This window comes from Pseudooceanicola nitratireducens, assembly GCF_900109195.1.
Lineage (GTDB): Bacteria > Pseudomonadota > Alphaproteobacteria > Rhodobacterales > Rhodobacteraceae > Pseudooceanicola > Pseudooceanicola nitratireducens.
In genome coordinates this window covers 75,889-95,180 of record NZ_FNZG01000005.1, presented here as the reverse complement: position 1 = coordinate 95,180, position 19,292 = coordinate 75,889, and the positions used below count along the sequence as shown (strand labels likewise).

At 63.7% G+C, this 19,292-nt stretch carries 21 protein-coding genes; 17 read left to right on the top strand and 4 right to left on the bottom strand.

What is annotated here, in order from left to right; all coding sequences use genetic code 11:
• Window positions 1-1,713 (bottom strand): flagellar basal-body MS-ring/collar protein FliF, encoded by a 1,713-nt coding sequence (gene fliF, locus BMX99_RS16895; RefSeq protein ID WP_170848844.1) that lies wholly within the window; start codon window positions 1,711-1,713, stop codon window positions 1-3.
• A 186-nt stretch (window positions 1,714-1,899) separates the two neighbouring features.
• Here fliF and BMX99_RS16890 point away from each other — a divergent pair, with 186 nt between their 5' ends.
• The 4 genes from BMX99_RS16890 to BMX99_RS16875 are packed head-to-tail and all read left to right on the top strand — an operon-like array spanning window position 1,900 to window position 4,352.
• On the top strand, window positions 1,900-2,427 hold the full coding sequence (locus BMX99_RS16890; protein ID WP_244525659.1) for a flagellar basal body-associated FliL family protein: 528 nt from the start codon (window positions 1,900-1,902) through the stop codon (window positions 2,425-2,427).
• 2 nt (window positions 2,428-2,429) lie between these two features.
• Complete coding sequence (locus BMX99_RS16885) at window positions 2,430-3,377, top strand: flagellar motor switch protein FliM (RefSeq protein ID WP_093454675.1); 948 nt, start codon at window positions 2,430-2,432, stop codon at window positions 3,375-3,377.
• On the top strand, window positions 3,361-3,717 hold the full coding sequence (locus tag BMX99_RS16880; protein WP_093454672.1) for a flagellar motor switch protein: 357 nt from the start codon (window positions 3,361-3,363) through the stop codon (window positions 3,715-3,717). The genes BMX99_RS16885 and BMX99_RS16880 overlap by 17 nt, the downstream gene beginning before the upstream one ends.
• 2 nt (window positions 3,718-3,719) lie before the next feature.
• The gene (locus tag BMX99_RS16875) at window positions 3,720-4,352 is read left to right on the top strand and encodes a MotE family protein (protein WP_093454669.1); all 633 of its coding nucleotides are present in this window, start codon (window positions 3,720-3,722) and stop codon (window positions 4,350-4,352) included.
• Window positions 4,353-4,367: 15 nt separating this feature from the next.
• On the opposite strand, the gene BMX99_RS16870 is transcribed toward BMX99_RS16875, so the two are convergent.
• Window positions 4,368-4,997, bottom strand: a complete 630-nt coding sequence (locus BMX99_RS16870) for a TetR/AcrR family transcriptional regulator (RefSeq protein WP_170848845.1) — start codon at window positions 4,995-4,997, stop codon at window positions 4,368-4,370.
• 143 nt (window positions 4,998-5,140) lie between these two features.
• On the opposite strand from BMX99_RS16870, the gene BMX99_RS16865 reads away from it, so the two are divergent.
• The 3 genes from BMX99_RS16865 to BMX99_RS16855 are packed head-to-tail and all read left to right on the top strand — an operon-like array spanning window position 5,141 to window position 8,004.
• Window positions 5,141-6,316 carry an acyl-CoA dehydrogenase family protein gene (locus BMX99_RS16865; protein ID WP_093454663.1) on the top strand — a complete coding sequence of 392 codons (1,176 nt, stop codon included), beginning with the start codon at window positions 5,141-5,143 and terminating at the stop codon, window positions 6,314-6,316.
• 41 nt (window positions 6,317-6,357) lie between these two features.
• Window positions 6,358-7,131 (top strand): enoyl-CoA hydratase/isomerase family protein, encoded by a 774-nt coding sequence (locus BMX99_RS16860; RefSeq protein ID WP_093454660.1) that lies wholly within the window; start codon window positions 6,358-6,360, stop codon window positions 7,129-7,131.
• Window positions 7,132-8,004 (top strand): alpha/beta fold hydrolase, encoded by an 873-nt coding sequence (locus BMX99_RS16855; RefSeq protein WP_093454657.1) that lies wholly within the window; start codon window positions 7,132-7,134, stop codon window positions 8,002-8,004.
• 3 nt (window positions 8,005-8,007) lie between these two features.
• Here BMX99_RS16855 and BMX99_RS16850 read toward each other — a convergent pair whose 3' ends face one another.
• Together BMX99_RS16850 and BMX99_RS16845 are read right to left on the bottom strand one after the other, a co-directional pair.
• Window positions 8,008-9,180: an aminodeoxychorismate synthase component I gene (locus tag BMX99_RS16850; protein WP_093454654.1), complete on the bottom strand. Its 1,173-nt coding sequence runs from the start codon at window positions 9,178-9,180 to the stop codon at window positions 8,008-8,010.
• Window positions 9,167-9,484 (bottom strand): Dabb family protein, encoded by a 318-nt coding sequence (locus tag BMX99_RS16845; protein ID WP_093454651.1) that lies wholly within the window; start codon window positions 9,482-9,484, stop codon window positions 9,167-9,169. The genes BMX99_RS16850 and BMX99_RS16845 overlap by 14 nt, the downstream gene beginning before the upstream one ends.
• A 241-nt stretch (window positions 9,485-9,725) precedes the next feature.
• Between BMX99_RS16845 and BMX99_RS16840 the strand changes: the two genes are divergently transcribed.
• The 10 genes from BMX99_RS16840 (at window position 9,726) to BMX99_RS16795 (ending at window position 19,098) form a co-directional block, all read left to right on the top strand.
• Window positions 9,726-9,905 carry a hypothetical protein gene (locus tag BMX99_RS16840; protein WP_139199584.1) on the top strand — a complete coding sequence of 60 codons (180 nt, stop codon included), beginning with the start codon at window positions 9,726-9,728 and terminating at the stop codon, window positions 9,903-9,905.
• Window positions 9,906-9,960: 55 nt separating this feature from the next.
• Entirely contained in the window at window positions 9,961-10,512 is a 552-nt protein-coding gene (locus BMX99_RS16835) for a 4'-phosphopantetheinyl transferase family protein (RefSeq protein ID WP_139199582.1), read from the top strand.
• A 287-nt stretch (window positions 10,513-10,799) separates the two neighbouring features.
• Entirely contained in the window at window positions 10,800-11,126 is a 327-nt protein-coding gene (locus BMX99_RS19915) for a HipA domain-containing protein (RefSeq protein WP_254772003.1), read from the top strand.
• Window positions 11,127-11,148: 22 nt separating this feature from the next.
• Window positions 11,149-11,715, top strand: coding sequence for a HipA domain-containing protein (locus BMX99_RS19910; RefSeq protein WP_280140401.1), 567 nt, complete (start codon window positions 11,149-11,151; stop codon window positions 11,713-11,715).
• A 696-nt stretch (window positions 11,716-12,411) separates the two neighbouring features.
• Window positions 12,412-13,881 carry a 5-carboxymethyl-2-hydroxymuconate semialdehyde dehydrogenase gene (hpaE, locus tag BMX99_RS16820; protein WP_093454639.1) on the top strand — a complete coding sequence of 490 codons (1,470 nt, stop codon included), beginning with the start codon at window positions 12,412-12,414 and terminating at the stop codon, window positions 13,879-13,881.
• 55 nt (window positions 13,882-13,936) lie between these two features.
• The gene (gene hpaD, locus BMX99_RS16815) at window positions 13,937-14,917 is read left to right on the top strand and encodes a 3,4-dihydroxyphenylacetate 2,3-dioxygenase (protein ID WP_093454636.1); all 981 of its coding nucleotides are present in this window, start codon (window positions 13,937-13,939) and stop codon (window positions 14,915-14,917) included.
• Between the two features lie 8 nt (window positions 14,918-14,925).
• Window positions 14,926-15,807 carry a fumarylacetoacetate hydrolase family protein gene (locus BMX99_RS16810; protein ID WP_093454633.1) on the top strand — a complete coding sequence of 294 codons (882 nt, stop codon included), beginning with the start codon at window positions 14,926-14,928 and terminating at the stop codon, window positions 15,805-15,807.
• A complete protein-coding gene (locus tag BMX99_RS16805) occupies window positions 15,804-16,601 on the top strand; it encodes an FAA hydrolase family protein (protein WP_093454630.1) in 798 nt (265 codons plus the stop codon). The genes BMX99_RS16810 and BMX99_RS16805 overlap by 4 nt, the downstream gene beginning before the upstream one ends.
• Window positions 16,602-16,610: 9 nt before the next feature.
• Window positions 16,611-17,369: an aldolase/citrate lyase family protein gene (locus BMX99_RS16800; RefSeq protein WP_093454627.1), complete on the top strand. Its 759-nt coding sequence runs from the start codon at window positions 16,611-16,613 to the stop codon at window positions 17,367-17,369.
• A 103-nt stretch (window positions 17,370-17,472) separates the two neighbouring features.
• On the top strand, window positions 17,473-19,098 hold the full coding sequence (locus BMX99_RS16795; protein WP_093454624.1) for a thiamine pyrophosphate-dependent enzyme: 1,626 nt from the start codon (window positions 17,473-17,475) through the stop codon (window positions 19,096-19,098).
• The last annotated feature ends 194 nt before the right edge of the window (window positions 19,099-19,292 follow it).

Sequence of the window (19,292 nt, the reverse complement as noted above, 5' to 3'; positions counted from 1 at the left end):
TTATGCTCCCTCTGCCAGCCAGGTCTTCACAACCTTCAGAGAATCCTCAGGCTGCGATTCGATCAAGCCGCTCACGGTGTTGATCCAGCCCTTGTGAACGCCGCCATGGACCGCGCCGATGTTGATGATGTCGTCCGGGCCCGCCATGTGCATCGGTTCCAGCACCTGGCCGGACACGCCGCCCTGCTGCGCACGGCGCGGGCGGGGTTGTGCGGCCTGGGCCGGGGCGGGCAGCCCGTCGGGCATGTCGCCTGCGTCTGCATCGCCACCTTCGCCGTCGGCCTCGACGCCGGGCAGGGCAGGGGTGTCACCCGAGGCCTCGCCCTCGATCTCCTTCGGCATGGCGCTGGCCAGCAGCGGCTTGACGCCGAACCGCAGGATCGCCGCGATCACCGCCAGGACAAACAGCGCCCGCAGGATCGACATCAGGTTGTCCTTGAGGATCTGCACGACCGAGGCATTCGTCGCGTCGCCCACATCCATCGAATAATCCATGAACCGCAGGCTATCGACGGAAATGCTGTCGCCACGGGTTTCGTTGAAGCCGATGGCGGCCTGGACCAGCTGGTTCAGACGCTCCAGCTCTTCCGGGGTGCGTTCTTCATAGGCGATCTCGCCGTTGTCGAGCACGTTGTAAATGCCATTGACCAGAACGGCGACGGAAATGCGCTGAATCTCACCGGGTTCGCGGATCGTTTCGCTTTGCTTGTTGCCGATTTCGTAGTTCACCACCTCGTCGGTCTTCGAGACCGAGTTCTGGCTGGTGGCACCGCCGCTTTCGGCCAGCGAGGCGGGAATGTCATCGACCACGCCGACCTCACCGCTGTTGCGGTCCATGTCTTCGCGGGTCTCTTCCCGGGTTTCGGTCGACCGCACGACACGCTGTTCGGGGTCATAGCTTTGTTCGCGGATCACCTGGCGTTCAGTGGTCAGATCGACGCTGACTTTCACGCGGGCATTGCCGGCCCCGACGCGGGCGGTCAGGATCTCGGTCACGTTGGATGCGATGCGATCCTCGACGGATGCCTTCAGCGCCTGCTGGGTCACTTCGCTGGCATCCTGCCCTTCCTCAGCCAGAACGGTTTCGCCGCTGGCGGTCAGGACGGTGACATTGCCTGCCGACATCTCGGGCACGGCCGAAGACACCAGCGCGCGGATCGACTGGGCCTGACGGACGGTGACCTGATGACCGGGGCGGGGCCGCACGATGACGCTGCCCGAGGGCTGGGGCCGGTCGCGGGAAAAGGCTTCGCGTTCCGGCAGGACCAGGTGGACGCGCGCGGCTTCGACCCCGTTCAGGGTCTGGATCGATCGGGCCAGTTCGCCTTCCAGGGCGCGCAGGCGATTGATCTTCTGCATGAAGCTGTTCATGCCCAGCCCCGAGGCCTCGTCGAACAATTCCCATCCGGCGGATCCGTCGCTGACCAGGCCCTGACCGGCAAGCTCCATCCGGGCGCGCGCCAGGTCTTCCTGCGGCACCGACAGGATCGAGCCCGAGCTGTCGACGGTGACCTTGAAGCCCGCGCCTTCCAGCGCGCCGACCATGCGCGAGGCCTCGGATGGGGTCAGGTCGCGGTAAAGGGTGGAATAGCTCGGCTCCATCACGGCGCGGATGCCGAAAACGGTCGCGAGGACCAGGATGACGCCAGTGACGCCAAGGGCGATCAACCGCCCCTGACCCAGAGCCCTGAGATTTTCTAGCAAGGCCTGCACCGATGCCCCCGACTTTGTTCTGCCATTTTGATCAAGAATAGGCCGATCTATTCTTGAAATGCAAGCTGACATTGCAGTTTATACTTGCCAATCTACCCTCAAAACGGCATGTTTCACAAGAAATAACCACGCATCGTTCATGGATAGATGCGGAATCGGCAAGCAGGCGGAATAGGGCAGCATTTCATGAAGAAACGGGTCGTTTCACTGGTCCTTGTCACGGTCGTGGGTCTTGTGGCCCTGACCGGCGGGCTGGTTGCGTCCATGGGATTCGACGGTGCGCTTGCCCTTGTTATCGGCGGCAAGGATCCCGCCGCGATCGAGGTGACCAAGGCCGCGGAATCGCCCACGGGCGACGTCGAGATCACCCATTCTTCTGACGAAGGCGCAGTGTCGATCATCGTGACGCCCTTCAAGGAAATCATCGTCAACATCCACGCCACCACCGCCACCGGCCGCCAGACCACCCGCTTTCTCAAGCTGAACGCCGCGCTGGTCTATGACGAGAACATGCCGGGTGCCTCCTACATCGAAGAGCGCAAGCCCTTCGTGCGCGACGCCTTCCAGGACTACCTGCGCCAGCTGTCCGAACGGGACATCCAGGGCAGCGCCGGGCTGACCGTTCTCAAGGCCGAACTGCTGCGCCGCGCCCGGTCCGTCGCCGACAGCGACGCGCCCCGTGAAATCCTCATCGCTGACCTGATTGTGCAATAACCATGAGCGCCACATCCGCCAAAGCCGATCTGCCTGCCTCGACCCCGGTCGAAGAGGAAATCATCCAGCGGGCCAAGCGGTCTTATGAGCGCTTCCCCATTCTCGAGGTGCTGCTGGAACGCTTTGCCCTGGCGGTCGGTCCGGCGCTGAAGCATTACATCGGCGCGATCTGCGAAGCGAATATCGACAGCATCGATTACCTGCCCACGGGCGACGCGCTGGAAAGCGTGCCCAGCCCGGCGCTGATTTCCGTGGTGGAAGAGGTGGAATGGGACGGCCCCTTTGCCCTGGTGATCGACCCGACGCTGCTGATTTCCGCGCTGGAAATCACCTTTGGCGGCCGCATGGCCGAGCGCAGCGAATGGGCCCCGCGCAGCTTTACCGCGATTGAAAAGAAGATCGGGTCCGAGATCACGCAGCTGATCCTGGACGAGCTGTCGGAAACCTTCGCGCAGCTGACCGCCGTCAGCTTCTCGGTCTCGCATCTGGAAACCAACGCCCAGGCGATGGTTCTGGCCCCGCCGAACACCGGCTGCGTGCGGCTTCGGATGCATGTGACGATGGATGACCGCGACGGGTATTTCTACGTGGTCGCGCCCTTCAACGCCCTGTCGACGATCCGCCACCTTCTGGTGCAGCCCTTCCATGGCGGGTCGCTTGGCGGCGACAAGTCCTGGCGGCGCAACCTGACCGAGGTGATTTCCGACACCGAGGTCCTGGTCACCGCCCGCCTGCACGAGGTCCGCGTTCCGCTTCAGGATGTTCTGGAATGGAAGAAGGGGCAGGTGCTGGATCTGGGCATCGACAATGACCAGGAGGTCGCGCTGATCTGCAGCGGCCACGACATGTACCTGGCCCAGACCGGCAAGCGCAAGAATGGCCGCCTGGCCCTGAAAATCACCGATCAGCTGAAAGACGAAGAGGAAATGACCGATGTCCTACCTAATTGATATTGCGATCCTTATCCTGCTGGTCGGCACGCTGGCCTATGCCTACCTGGTGGACCGCCGGGTCAAGGCGCTGCTGGCGGTTCTGAAGGACATGGGCCCGGTCGTGGGCCAGTTCTCGGACGCGGTCGAGAAATCGGAAAGCTCGGTTTCCATGCTGCGCAGCGTTGCCGAAAAGGTGCGCAACCCGATCCCCATGCCGCAGGCCGACAAGCCCGAGGCGCAGGTGGTGTCCTTCCGCACCAGCCGCGAAAAGGTGAAGAAACCCGCAGGCGTCACCAAGGTCTCGGGCAAGTCTGATCTGGTGCGCGGCTTCTTTGAAACCGCACGGACGCGGGGCTGATCATGGCGATGCGGCCCTTCCCGATCCTTCTGCTGGCGCTGGCCGGTGTCGGCGTCGCCAAGCTGGGCGTCGCGCTGATCGAACCGGCAAAACCCATGCCGGCCGGGGAAGGTCTGTTCCTGTCGCCCGCCATCGCGGCCACGGCCGAGCCGGAAGAAAAGCCCGCCGAAGAGGCCGCGACCGACACGATGCCGCGCGCCTGCGCCATGCCGGAAGAGATGCTTCAGATCATTTCGACGGAACGGAAGTTTCTGGAAGAACAGAAAGCCGCCCTTGCACAGCGCGAGGCCGAAATCGACCTGGCCTCGGAAAAGCTTCAGCTGGAACAGGCCCGTCTGGAAGATCTGAAATCCGCGCTCGACGGGCTGCTGGCCAAGGTCGAAGCCGCCAAGACCGACGATGTCCGCCGCCTTGTTGCGCTGTATTCCAACATGAAGCCCAAGGATGCCGCCGCGATCATGAACGACCTGGATATCGAGGTCTCGGTGATGGTTCTGGGCACGATGTCCGAACGCACCGCCGCGCCGATCCTGGCCGGGCTGACCCCGGTGCGGGCACGGGCGATTTCCAAGATCATCCTGGAACGGTCGAAGCTGCCCGGCGATCAGCGCCTGAACAACCTGCAGCTTGAGTGACCCGAAACTGCGCCCTTACCGGGGGCGCAGACCGGCCAGGGTGACATCCAGGAACTGATCCACCACGTCCTCGACGCTGAGCGGGCCTTCGGGTTTGTGCCAGCGCGGGGTGTAGTTCACCCAGCTCAGGATCAACCGCGAGATCATGCCGCTGTCCTGATCCACCAGCTCTCCGGCGGCGATGGCCTTGTCGATCTCGGCGCGCAGCCGGCCTTCGTATTGGTCGCGCAGCGGGATCACCGCGTCCCGATCCGCCAGCGCGTCGATCGACCAGAAGATCCGCGCGCCCACGACCCAGCCCGCCCGGTCATTGTCGATATGCCGCCCGCTGGCGCGGACAAAGGCGCGGATCCGCTGCATCGGCTGATCCTCGGGGATGTCGGCCAGGGCGGCGTCGATCACCTTGTTCAGCATGGACATGCGGTGTTCCACCACCGCCCGCAGCAACGTTTCCTTGTCGGCAAAGTGGTAATACAGCGCGGCTTTGGTCATGCCGCATTCCTCGGCCACATCCCGCAGCGACGTGCCGGTATAACCCGCCCGCGCAAACAGCTTGGTCGCGGCAGACAGGATCTGTGCCTTGCGCTTTTCGCCGGGCATCTTGCCGGAGTGTTTCACAAGTTCGGGTTCGTCGGCCTGGGTCATCGGGGTTCCAATCTGTATCGCGCCGCAACCTATCGCTTTGTTCCGCATCGTGAAACCCCAAGTGCGCCCCTGCATTTGCGTCGGCGCAGATCGAGTTGACCGATCGGTAAGTAAAGGCTAACCCTTGATCAGGAGGGGGCGCAATGGATTTCAGGCTTAGCGATGAACAGCAGATGCTGCGCGATCTCTGCGCGCGGTTCCGCGATGACCACCTGCGCCCGCTGGAGCCCCAGGTCCTGGCGCGCGAAGCCCGCGGCGGCACCGCCTATCTGACCGACGAGGAATGCGGGCCACTGGATGCCCGCGCGAAAGAGCTTGGCCTGTATGCCCTTGACGGGCCCGAGGAATACGGCGGCTCGGACCTGGATTGCGTGACCATGGTCGGCGTCTGGGAGGAACTGGGCCAGACCTGTATCGAATACACCTTCCCGCCCGACAGCCCGAACCTGCGGATGCTGATGCAATGCTGCACCCCGGAACAGCGGCTGCGCTATCTGGATCCCTACAGCCGGGGCGAGGCGATCAGCGCCATCGCCATTTCCGAACCCGGCGGCGGGGCCGATCCGGCCGCCATGACCACCCGCGCCGTGCTTGAGGGTGACACCTGGGTCATCAACGGCCGCAAGATCTGGATCACCAAGGCCGACAAGGCCGCGTTCACCATTCTCATGGCCTCGACCGACCCGTCCAAGGGTGCGCGCGGCGGGATCAGCGCCTTTGTCGTCGACCGCGACACGCCCGGCTTCGTGATCCAGCGCGAAATCCCCATGCTGGGCGGCCACACGACCTATGAGATCGTGATCGACAACCTGCGTCTGCCGCGCTCGGCCCTGCTGGGGCAAGAGGGCGATGGCTTTGGCCCAATGCAGCTGCGGCTGAACACGCGACGGGTGCAGATGGGGGCATGGTGCGCGGGCAAGACCCGCTATGCCCTTGATATCATGAAGGCCTGGGTGCGGGATCGGAAGACCTTTGGCGATCTTCTGGCAAACCGTCAGGCGATCCAATGGTGGATCGCAGATGCCGAGATGCAGCTGCATGCGCTGCGCCTGATGGTCTACAACACGGCCGCCAAGATTGACAGCGGTCAACAGGCGCGGACCGAATGTTCGATGGTGAAACTGATGGGTACGGAACTGGCCTGGGACACGATCGACAAGGCGATGCAGGCGCTTGGCGGTATGGGGATGACCCGCGAACTGCCGCTGGCGATGATGGCCAACCACGTCCGTCTGATGCGCATCTACGAAGGGCCAAGCGAAGTGCACCGTATGCTGATCGCGCGCCACGCGCTGGACGACCGAATTCCGGGGCTGTGACGCAGTGCGCCTGACCCGCCGAAACGCCTGAAGGAGGCCCCATGACCGATGTAACCCTGACCCGCGACGGCCATGTCGCCGTGATCGAACTGTGCCGGGGGCCGAACAACTTTGTCGACATCGCCGCAATCTCGGCCCTGGGTGATGCCTATGACGCCGCCGATGCGGATCGCGATGTGCGGGCCATTGTCCTGTGTTCGGAAGGCAAGCATTTCTGCGCCGGGGCGAACCTGGCCGAGCGCGCCAAGGACGACAGTGACAGCATCACGCAAGAGGCCGGCCGCCACCTGTACCAGGAAGCGCACCGCCTGGTCGGCAATGCCAAGCCCGTGGTGGCCGCCGTGCAGGGTGCGGCCGTGGGGGCCGGGCTGGGGCTGGCGCTGACGGCGGACTTCCGGGTCGGATCCGGGGCGTCGCGCCTGTCGGCCAACTTTGCCCGGCAGGGCTATCATCCGGGCTTTGGCACCACCTACACGCTGCCGCGTGTCGTGGGCGAACAGAAGGCCGCCTGGATGTTCATGACCGGCGAACGCGTCCCGGGCGAAGAGGCGCTGACCATCGGTCTGCTGGACCGCTTGGTCCAGCCCGAGGACGTGCGCGCCACCGCGCTGGAGATGGCGCGCGAGATCGCGATCTCGGGCCCGCTGGCGGTGCAGGGTGTGCGCCGGACGCTGCGGATGGGCTTCCTGGACGGCTTCAAACGCGCCACCTATGCCGAGCATTTCGAACAAAGCCTGGTGCGCCCGACCGAGGATTTCAAGGAAGGGGTCCGGGCCATGCATGAACGCCGCACGCCCGTGTTCAAGGGGTATTGAATGGACGGCACCGACAGCGATGACAGCCATCTGGGCGCGGATGCCCAGATGGATCGTCTGCGGGCCCAGGCCCGGACCCATGTCACCGGAGCCCCGGGGCAGCAGATCACCTGGGCCGAATGGGGCCCGGCGGATGCGCCGGTCCTGGTGATGCTGCACGGGGCCTATGGCTCCTGGCCGCATTTCGTCCGGAATATCGAGGCCTTCGCCAGCACCAACCGCATTCTGGTGCCGGATCAGCCGGGTTTTGGTGCCTCGGACCTGCCCGAAGACCTGTCGATCGCGGCGGTCGGGCGCGCGGTGGCGCAGGGTCTGGACGATCTGATCGGGCGCGACACGCGCTACAGGGTCTTCGGGTTTTCCTTTGGTGGCAGCACCGGCGGACGGCTGATGGCGGAACACCGCGACCGGATCAGCCATGCGCTGCTGGTCGCACCGGCGGGGATTGCGCGCGGGGCCAAGCCCGACATGCGCGGCGTGCGCAACCGCAGGGGCGTTGATCTGCGGGACGCTCTGGCGTTCAACCTGCGCTCGATCATGTTCGCGCGCGACGACAGCGTCACCGCGCAAAGCATCGCCGTGCAGCACCTGGGATCCAGCGCCGCACGGCTGCGGGTCGAACGGTTGGACTGGGGGCCGGGCATGCGCGACGTGCTGGTGGATTTCCCCGGCCATGTCTCGCTTGCCTGGGGGCGGCAGGATGCCTTCATTCCCGAAGGCGAAACCCCGGATCGCGCGCAGATCGTGACCGGCTGGAACCCGCAGGCGGGCACCCACTGGCTTGAAAACACCGGCCATTGGGCACCTTACGAAGCGGCGGATGAGGTCAACGCGATCCTGCAGGACCTGCTGTCGCGACCCGACCGCGCCTAGGGATCAGCTTTTCACCAGATCGGTGGCAAAACGCGCCTTCAGCAGGCATTCGTCGTATTCGGACCGCACGTCGGAATCAAAGACCAGCCCGCCGCCGACGCTGAATTCGGCGGTGCCGGCGGGGTGCAGCGTCAGGGTGCGGATCGCCACGTTGAACCGCGCATGCCCCGAGGGCGCGGCAAAGCCGATGGCCCCGCAATAGACCCCCCGCGCCCGGGCTTCGAGCCCGCGCAGGATCTGCATCGCCCGGATCTTTGGCGCACCCGTGATCGACCCGCAGGGGAACAACGCGGTGAAGATGTCGCCCAGGGTCGTGCCTGGGGTCAGGCGGGCGCGCACGCGGCTGACCATCTGGTGCACGGTCGGATAGCTTTCGATGGCAAACAGATCGGGGACATGCAGGCTTCCGACCTGGCTGATGCGGGATATGTCGTTACGCAGCAGATCGACGATCATCAGGTTCTCGGCCTGGCTTTTTTCGTCCCGCGCCAGGGTGTCGGCCAGGGCGCGGTCCTCATTCGGGGTGGTCCCGCGCCGGATGGTTCCCTTCATGGGGTGCGTCTCGATCCAGCCGTCCTCGCTTGTCTCGAAGAACAGTTCGGGCGAGCGGGACAGGATCACCGCGCCGTCGTCCAGCGCCGCCAGCGCGCCATAGCGCACCGGTTGCAGCGCCGTCATCCGATCGAACAGCGCGCGGGGGTCGCCATGCCAGCGGGCGGTGAACGGGAAGGTCAGGTTGGCCTGGTAGATATCGCCCTGCCGCAGGTGCTGGTGGACCTGGGCAAAGCGCGGGGCATACTCGTCAAAGCGCCACCCCGGGTGCAGGTCCGTCAGCCCGGCGGGCGAGGTCCGCGGGGCGGGCACGGGGCGATCCAGGGGTGCGTCGAAGACCCCCATCAGGACCAGCGGCGTCGCGCGATCCCGGGGCATGTGGTCCAGCAGCTTGGGGTCCAGCGCAAATCCCGCCTCGTAGGCGACGAAACCCGCGCACCATTTGCCCGCCGCGCGCGCCTGATCGATGCGGCGCAGGGCGGGCAGCACGTCTTCGGTCCGGTCCGCGCGGATCAGCGCATGCGGGGCATCGAAACACAGTTCCCGACCTGCAAGGTCATCGCGCAGCAGGACAAAGGGGGCCTGACCCGTGGGGCTGGCGGCCCGTTCCTCAGCCGAGATCATCGGGCGAAGTAAAGGCCCGCGCGGTATCGTAATCCGCGGCAAAGCGCATTTCGCGAATGGGTTTCACGCGGCGGATGGATTCCGCGTAGATCTCATGCGCCTTGTAGGCCGCAAGCGCCGCATCATCGGCGAATTCGCCGTAGACCACGACATCGACTTCCTTGCTGGCCGGGTCGGATTTCCGGTTCAGCGCAATTTCCAGGTGCTGGGCATGGGGAATCTGCGTCAGGATCTGCAGCCCCTTGCGCACGGTGTCGATGTTGTCCGCATCCTGCGCGGTGAAGAAGACGAAATGGCGGATCATGACGGGTCCTGAACTAGGGGCAAGCGCGGTCGTTCTACACCCTTGGAACGGGGGTTCAACCGCCGCCCGTTGCCGATTTCGTGACAGGGTGCCGCGGCAAGGGGCCGGGCGCGCCGCTGCGGCCGCGTGTCTTGAGCCATCATTTTGAAGAGTGACGAAGGCGCACCATGCTCAGGACAGCTGTACCATCAATCTGCCCATTTTTTTGGGTCAGTCAGTTGCTGCCTGCAGCGGGATCGAGATGTCTGATGCTGACGTCTATCAATCGCCCTTGTGTCTGGTTGAAACACCCAAGGAAGTCGTGGTCCTGGACCTAAGTTTCGGGTTGGGGATTTCGCTGGATGTCGGGCTGAACGTGGTTGGCGCGCCTCTGGCCAAGATGAGCATGACGTCCGGTTGCTGCGTCTGCTTGCGGCCCTGACGAACAGGCCCGCGCTACCAGGTACCATCATGATCGCGACCGACGCGACTATGTGGTGGCACATGCGCTGTGCCGGCGGATGCTGGCCAAGAAGTCGGGCTGCAGGGCTCAGGACCTGCGTTTTGTGGTCGGCCCTCGGGGGAAACCCGAACTGTCCCCCCAAACAACGCGACGGCATCTGCTTCAACCTCAGCCATTCGCATGGACTGGTGGCCGTGGCGATGGCACGGGGACCGATCTTGGTGTCGATGTGGAAGAACGCCGCCATTCCGCCCCGTTCGCGATCACGCGGGATTCCTTTGCACCGGCCGAACGCAGCTGCCTGGAGGCCGCGGTTCCCGGCGATCGGCATGGGATGTTCTATGACATCTGGACCCTGAAAGAAGCCTACATGAAAGGCACCGGACTGGCCATGCTGATGGCCCTGGACAGCTTTGCCGTCTGTCCTGATCCACCGTCCATGGTGATCCCTTCACCGGACCGTGCGAGGCAAAGATGGGTGCTGTCGACCTGGGACGTCGGTCCGACACATAGCCTGTCTCTTGCCGTCCTGGCCCAGGCTGGCGGCGTTCCAGAAGTCAACGTTGTACCGCCGCTGCACCTGTGACCTTCGGGTCGCAGCTTGCGGCCTGTTGCCCATCCCATCAAGTCGGGGTTCAACTGCAGCCGACCAGCCATGCTGGCCGCAACAAAAAGCCCGGTCGTCACGGCCGGGCTTTCGCGTTTTCACTGTCCTGTCAGGCTCAGACCCGCAGCAGCGGCTTGATCGCGCGCCGGTCAAAACTGCGTGTGGGCGCTTCAGTTCATCGCCGGCGAGGACGACGTCCCCAATGCCACCGGCAAGATAGAAGGTGACGCGGTCGATGCCGCAGCCATCGAGAAAATCCTGACGGATTGAGCCAGGCACCCCTCGGCCTCACCCGCGACGACGCCTTCCGGATTTCGGTTGCCGGCGCGCAGGAAAAGACCGCCCTGCTTTGGAATGAGGGTCAGTGGATAAGACTCCACGGCACAACCCCGACGACGCATCTGATCAAGACGCAGATCGGGACATTGCCCGGCGGCATCGACCTCTCGGATTGTGTCGAGAACGAATATTACTGCCTGAAACTCACGGCCGTATTCGGGCTGCCGGTGAACACCGCCACGATCCAGACGTTTGGAGATATCAAGGCACTGGTCATTGAGCGATTTGATCGCCGCTGGACGAAAGACGGGTGATTACTGCGACTGCCCAAGGAGGATGGCTGTCAGGCCCTGTCTGCCCCCCACGCTAAAATACCAGAATGAGGGCGGTCCCGGCATGATCGGTGTCCTGAGGCCGCTCAAAGGCAGCGATACCCCGATCGAGGATCAGGACACCTTTTTGAAAGCTCAGCTCATCTTCTGGTTGATAGGTGCCACGGATGGCCACGCCGAGAATTTCAGCGTATTCCTGAGCCCCGGCGGCAGCTATCGGATGACACCGTTCTACGACATCGTGTCGGCGCAAGGGGCGCTAAATGCCCGCCAGCTCGAACGCAAGCAGATGAAGATGGCGATGTCGGTCGGCGACAGGCGACACTATCGCGTCGACCAGATCCACGGACGGCACTTTGTGCGGACCGCCACGCGCGCGGGGATTTCGAAGAAACACGCCACGGACTTGATCGAGGAAATCGCGGCAGCCGTGCCCGGAGCTCTCGGTGCCGCCGCGCAATCCCTTCCCAGATCCTTCCCGCAATCCATAGTCGACACCTTCAGCACTGCGATGACCGAGCGGTTGGCTGGCCTCAGGATGACTGGCACGGAATCAAGTATACCCGCTTGAAGCTTTCAGATGATCCTGACGCAGGTGAGCGAGCTGATACTAGGAAGGTGACTGGCCGAAATTAGGGTTGGATCATCCGCTACGTAGCTGAAACGCATCCAGGCGGATGGCACCCGTCATGACTTCTTCGGCCCTTATCGGCTCTGGCCTGTGACCAGTTCCGTTTCGGACAGGCAGATCCATCAGGTCCCGGGGAATCCGCAAGGCTTCGGCCTCCTTCCTGTCCGGTGCAGTCTTTCAAGAGAGCCGACGATGAAGACGCTCGGTTCGGTCGGTGAGGGGATTTTCGAAGAACTGCGAGAGCGGGTTCGGACATCTGGCGATGAGTAACAAGAGAAGTTCACACCAGCAGAACCGGTGAAGCGCTGTTTTGTCTTCTGAGGGACCGAGAATGAGCTTTCGCATCCGATAGATGATGCAACATAATTCACACTATGCGCGTCAATTCGGCGAAGGGGCACATTCTAGACTGGGTTGCGACCAGTCCCCTAGCGTTCTGAAACACAAATAGAATGGACATGTTCGAACAGAGCTGGATGGAGTGAAAGACGTGCAACCGCCGCGCGCTGAATGCAAAGGTATAGGTGAGCAGGATCGCAGCCGAGATCGACACGCACCGATTGGCCGTTCTCGCAAGATCATGCGAAACCTCTTCACCGATGATGAGCTGCCGTGCCTGAGCGGTTACTCCGGAATATGGCCGACTTCCGTGCCAATGGGGTGATGAACCACATCGCCGGAGAGTCGGTTCCCGCGGCCTCGGGGTCGGTATTCGAAACGGTCTCGCCCGTGGATCTGTCGGTGCTGGCGCAGGTGGCCAAGGGCGGGGCCGAGGATATCGACCGCGCCACCGCCGCAGCAAAAGAGGCCTTTCCCCTCTGGTCCAAAACCCCCGGCGCCGAGCGGCGCAAGATCCTGATCCGGGTGGCCGAGGCGATCGAGGCCCGCGCAGAAGAGATCGCCTTTACCGAATGCATGGACACCGGCCAGGCGCTGCGGTTCATGTCCAAGGCGGCGATCCGGGGCGCGGCGAATTTCCGGTTTTTCGCAGATCAGGCCCCCTATGCCGAAGACGGTGCCGTGACCCGCACGCCGACGCAGATGAACACGACTTCGCGCCGCCCGATCGGGCCGGTTGGCGTCATTACGCCCTGGAACACGCCCTTCATGCTGTCGACCTGGAAGATCGCTCCGGCGCTGGCCTCGGGCTGTACGGTGGTGCACAAGCCGGCCGAGTTCAGTCCCATGACCGCCAAGCTGCTGGTCGAAATCGCGGAAAGCGCGGGCCTGCCGAAAGGCGTGCTGAACGTGGTCAACGGCATGGGCGAGGACGCCGGCAAACGGCTGACCGAACATCCCGACATCAAGGCCATCGCCTTTGTCGGTGAAAGCCGCACGGGATCTCTGATCATGGCGCAGGGGGCGGCGACGCTGAAGCGGGTGCATTTCGAATTGGGCGGCAAGAACCCGGTGATCGTCTTTGAGGACGCCGATATCGACCGGGCCGTCGATGCGGCGACCTTCATGATCTATTCGCTGAACGGTGAGCGCTGCACCTCGTCTTCGCGGCTACTGGTGCAGGACACGATCTATGAAGAGGTCACGCAGCGCGTGGCCGAGGTGGCGCAACGGATCAAGGTTGGCCATCCGCTGGACCCCGAAACGGTGGTCGGCCCGCTGATCCATCCCGAACACGAAGCCAAGGTGCTGTCCTATTTCGACACCGCACAGGCCGAAGGCGCGACGATTGCGACGGGCGGCACCAAGCTGGGCAGCGATGGCTGCTATGTCGCGCCGACGCTCTTCACCCAGGCCCGAAACGACATGGCCATCGCGCAAGAGGAAATCTTTGGCCCCGTCCTGACCGCAATCCCCTTCCGGGACGAAGACGAGGCCCTGAGGATCGCCAATGACGTGCCCTATGGGCTGGCGGCCTATCTGTGGACCCGGGACCTGGACCGCGCGATGCGCATGACCGACAGCCTGGACGCGGGCATGATGTGGGTGAATTCGGAAAACATCCGCCACCTGCCGACCCCCTTCGGCGGCACCAAGGCCAGCGGCATCGGGCGGGACGGCGGCGACTGGTCCTTCGATTTCTACATGGAAACGGTCAACGTCAGCTTCCCCCGGGCGCAGCACAAGGTGCCCAGGCTGGGGGGCTGACCCCACCCCTCGATCCCGTCGCAAGATCCGGCCTTTCCCTCGCAAGGAGCATCAGATGCCCATTCCCGCCCCAGAACTTTACCCCCCTTTCAACATCATCCGGCTGAGCCATGTTGATTTTGGCGTCACCGACCTGGCGGCCTCGAAGGCGTTCTATGTCGACACCCTCGGCCTGCAGATCACCGATGAAGATGCCGACACCGTCTATCTGCGCGCGTTGGAGGAACGCGGCCATCACTGCATGGTCCTGCGCAAGTCCGAGACGCCGCATGTGAAGGCGCTGTCCTTCAAGGTGTTCGACGAGGCGCAGCTGGACAAGGCGCATGACTGGTTCAAGGGGCGCGGGCACAGGGTCGAATGGGTCGAACGCCCTTATCAGGGTCGGACCCTGGCGACCCATGATCATCTAGGCCTGCCGATCGAATTCTATTTCAAGATGGAGCGGCTGGAGCCCATCCACCAGAAATATGCGCTGTACAAAGGGGTAAAGCCCCTGCGGATCGATCATTTCAACTGTTTCGTGCCGGATGTGGATGCCGCCGTCGGCTTCTACAACGAGATCGGATTTCGCGTCACCGAATACACCGAGGACGAAGATAGCAAACGGCTTTGGGCAGCATGGACGCATCGCAAGGGCGGCGTGCATGACATCGCCTTTACCAACGGTCTGGGCCCGCGCCTGCACCACACCGCCTTCTGGGTGCCGACACCCCTGAACATCATCGATCTGTGCGATCTGATGGCGACGACGGGCTATGTGTCGAACCTGGAACGCGGGCCCGGGCGGCACGGTATTTCCAACGCCTTCTTCCTCTATATCCTCGACCCTGATGGCCACCGGATCGAGATCTATTGTTCGGACTACCAGACCGTCGATCCGGATCTGGAGGCAATCAAGTGGGATCTGAAAGACCCGCAGCGTCAGACGCTCTGGGGGGCGCCAGCACCACGGTCGTGGTTTGAACACGGATCGGTTTTCACCGGGGTAGAGCCGCGCCCCTCATCGCTCGGGGCCTCCCCGATCATTGCGCCATGAGGCCCGGAATGGTGACCGCTACAAGACCCCGCATCGCCGCATTCGAGTTGGACGGCACTGCGCGCTATGGCCTTGTCGCCCAGGGTGGCATCATCGATCTGACGCCCGACTTCGGGGCCCTCTATCCCGGCCTGAAAGAGGTGATCGAGGCCGGTGCCCTGCCCAAGCTGGTCGCTGCCGGTGATGGCCGCGCCCCGACCCTGAGCGAACAGGACGTGCGGTTTTTGATCCCGCTCGCCAACCCGGAAAAGCTGATCTGCATCGGGGTGAACTTTCCCGACCGAAATGCGGAATACAAGGACGGCACCCAGGATGCGAAGGCCTTCCCCTCGATCTTCATCCGGTTTCCGCGGTCGTTTGTCGGGCATGGCGAAAACCTGGTGCGGCCTCCGGAATCGCCCCAGCTGGATTACGAAGGCGAGGTGGCGATCGTCATCGGCAAAGGCGGACGCCGCATCCCCCAGGACGCGGCCTATGACCACATCGCGGCGCTGACGCTGTGTAACGAGGGCACCATTCGCGACTGGGTGCGCCATGCGAAATTCAATGTGACCCAGGGCAAGAACTGGGATCGCTCTGGGTCGATCGGGCCCTGGCTGGTCCCCTTCGAGGACGCCGCCCAGCTGGACGACATCGCGCTTGAGACCCGCGTGAACGGAGAGGTCCGGCAGCAGGATCGGACCGGGCGGATGATGTATGATTTCCGCTATATCGTCAGCTATGTCAGCACCTTCACCACCCTTGTACCCGGAGACGTGATCGTCTGCGGAACCCCGACGGGTGCGGGCGCGCGCTTTGATCCGCCGATCTGGCTGAAACCCGGCGACGTGATCGAGGTCGAGGCCGAGGGCATCGGCATCCTGCGCAACGGCGTGGAGGACGAAGCATGACGCCCGAAGACATTGAAACCGCGGCTGCCACGCTATTAAGGGCGGAATACACCGGTCAGCAGATCGGGCTATTGTCCATGCGCCATCCCGACATCACCCTGGCCGACGCCTATGCCATCCAGTCCGCACAGATGGCCCAGAAACTGGCGGCGGGTCGCAGGATCATCGGCTGGAAGATCGGCCTGACGTCGAAAGTCATGCAAGAGGCGCTGAAGATCGACACCCCGGACTCGGGCGTTCTGTATGATGACATGCTGTTCGACACCAGGGGGCGCGTGCCTGCAGGCCGTTTTATCCAGCCTCGGGTCGAGGCCGAGATCGCCTTTGTCATGCGCGCACCCCTCGAGGGAGAGGTCACCCGGGATCAGGTGCTTGGGGCAACCGCGGCGGTGGTGCCGTCGCTTGAGATCCTCGACACCCGCATCCTGCGGCAGGATCCAAAGACCGGACAGCCGCGTGTGATCTTTGACACGGTGGCCGACAACGCCGCCAATGCCGGGCTGGTTCTTGGGGCCGAACGGCATGCGCCGGATGCCCATGATCTGCGCTGGACCGGGGCCATTCTGCGCAAGAACGACGAAGTCGTGGCGACGGGGCTGGGTGCCGCGGTGCTGAACGACCCGGTGATGGGTATCGTCTGGCTGGCCCGCCGCATGGGCCAATATGGCCAGCGGATCGAAGCCGGTCAGGTGATCTTGTCGGGCAGCTTCATCGCGCCGGTGGAATGCCCGCCGGGTACCGTCATCGATGCCGACTTCGGTCCCTTCGGCCAAGTGGCCATCACTTTTGATTAAGGATCCAGGATGCCTGCCCCACAGAACACCTTCAAAGCCAGGCTGGCGCAAGGCGAAACGCAGATTGGCCTTTGGGTCGGTCTGGGCGATCCTTCGGTGGCGGAACTGGCAGCGGGCTGCGGCTTTGACTGGCTGGTGATCGATGCCGAACACGGCCCGAACGGATTGCGTGACGTGATGGCACAGCTGCGCGCCATCGGCACACAGGCCCATCCCGTCGTCCGCCCGCGCGATGACAACCGGGCCGGGATCAAGCAGATGCTGGACATCGGGGCGCAGACCCTGCTGGTGCCAATGATTGAAAGCGCAGATCAGGCGCGTGAGGTCGTACGCTCGGTGCTTTATCCGCCTGCCGGTGTGCGGGGTGTCGGAGCGGCGCTGGCGCGGGCTTCGGGCTACAACGCGATCCCCGATTATCTCTCTAGCGCCAATGATCAGGTCTGCCTGCTGCTTCAGGTCGAAAGTCGCGCCGGCATCGACGCGCTGGACGATATCCTGACCATCGAAGGTGTCGACGGGATCTTTGTCGGTCCTGCCGATCTGGCCGCCGATATGGGATACCTCGGCCAGCCCGGCGCGCCAGAGGTGCAAACCGTGGTCAACGGTGCGCTGGATCGGATCCGCGCGGCGGGGAGGGCGGCGGGCATCCTGACCTCGGACCATACGCTGGCGCAGGGTTACGCGAAAAAGGGCGTCGAATTCCTGGCTGTGGGATCGGACGTCGGAACTTTGGCCGGGGGGCTGCGGCATCTGCGCGCGCAATTCTAAGGTCAGATCAGGCGCGCCGGCAGCGCGTGCCCAGGACCAAGACATCAGGCGGAACCTATCCTGAAGACCCGCCATCGCAAGATCATTCAGAAGAGGTTCGGACATGACGAAACTGACCACCGGAGAGATCATCGCCAAGAGCCTGCGCGCCAATGGCGTCGACACGGTCTTTGGCATCCCCGGCGCGCATATGTACGACTTCAACGACGCGCTCGCCCGGGAAGAGGACATAAGGTTCATCCACACGCGGCACGAACAGGGCGCGGGCTATATGGCCTATGGCTATGCGGCCTCGACCGGGCGGGTTGGGGCCTTTACGGTGGTGCCGGGACCGGGGCTGCTGAATTCCGGGGCCGCCCTTTGCACCGCCTATGGGGCCAATGCCCCGGTGCTTTGTGTCACCGGCAACATCATGTCACACCTGATAGGACAGGGCCGCGGCCAGTTGCACGAACTTCCGGACCACCTTGGCACCCTGCGGGGCATCACCAAATGGGCCGACCGGATCAATCACCCCTCGGAAGCGGGCACCAGGATTGACGAAGCCTTTCGCCAGATGCTGTCGGGGCGCCCCCGGCCTGCCGGTATCGAAGCGCCCTGGGACGTCTTCGGCCAGGCGACCGAGGTGGCGGACCCTCTGCCCGTGATCGTTCCACCCCCGCCGACCCCCGACCCGGACCAGATTGCCCAGGCCGTTGCGCTGATCTCTGAGGCGAAGAACCCGCTGATCATGGTCGGCGGAGGAGCCCGCGAAGCAGGACCCGAAATCGCCGAACTGGCGCGGCTGCTCCAGGCCCCGGTCACGGCACATCGGCAAGGCAAGGGCGTCCTGCCCGAAGATGATCCCTTGTCGCTTCTGCCGCCTGCCGCCTGGCAGTACTGGCAGGACTGCGATTTGCTGATCGGCATCGGATCCCGGCTGGAACTTCAGCACTTTCGCTGGCGCTGGATGCCGAAGGGGCTGAAGACCCTGCGCATCGATATCGACCCGACCGAGATGGTCCGACTGAAGCCCGATCTGGGTCTGGTTGCCGATGCGGCCCAAGGCACCCGGGCCCTGGTCGAAATGCTGTCCAAGTCCACCAAAGCCCGCCCTTCACGCGCGGCAGACTACGCCCGACTGCGCACCGAGGCCGAGGCAGCTTTTCGCGCTGTGCAGCCCCAGGAATCCTATCTGCGCGTCATCCGAGAGGTCCTGCCTCGCGACGGCTTCTTCGTCGAGGAAGTCAGCCAGGTCGGGTTTTCCGCACGCATGTGTTTCCCGGTCTATGCGCCGCGCCAATATGTGACCTGTGGCTATCAGGACAACCTGGGCTTTGGATTCAACACCGCGCTCGGGGTGAAGGTGGCCCATCCTGACAAGGCGGTCGTTTCAGTATCCGGCGATGGTGGGTTCATGTTCGGCGTGCAGGAACTGGCGACCGCCAAGCAGTTCGACATCGCCGTGGTCGCCATCGTCTTCAACAACAGTGCATATGGAAACGTGCGTCGGGACCAGCAGACCACATATGGCAATCGCCTTCTGGGATCGGACCTGGAAAATCCTGATTTCGTCGCCCTTGCCAAAAGCTTCGGGGTCGAAGCAACGCGGGTCGAGGATCCCGAAGGCCTGCGTGACGCGCTGCAGGAGGCCCTTGCCTCGGCGGCGCCGCGGGTGATCGAAGTGCATGTGCCCCGGGGCGGCGATGCCTCTCCCTGGCCATTCATTCATCCGGCCCCGCCCAGTTAGGCCGAAAAAGGCACGACGGACCCGAAACAACCAAAACTGCGATGCCCGCCGCTGCCCTTTCCACGCCGGGTTGGCGTAACCCTTTTCGTTGTCAAAGCGGATCATGCCCGCCCGCGGCGCATGATCCTGTGCGATCCCTTTCCATGAAAATTGCCAGCCCCTTCCCTTGCGTCTAAGGATAGGCGGTGCGGCCG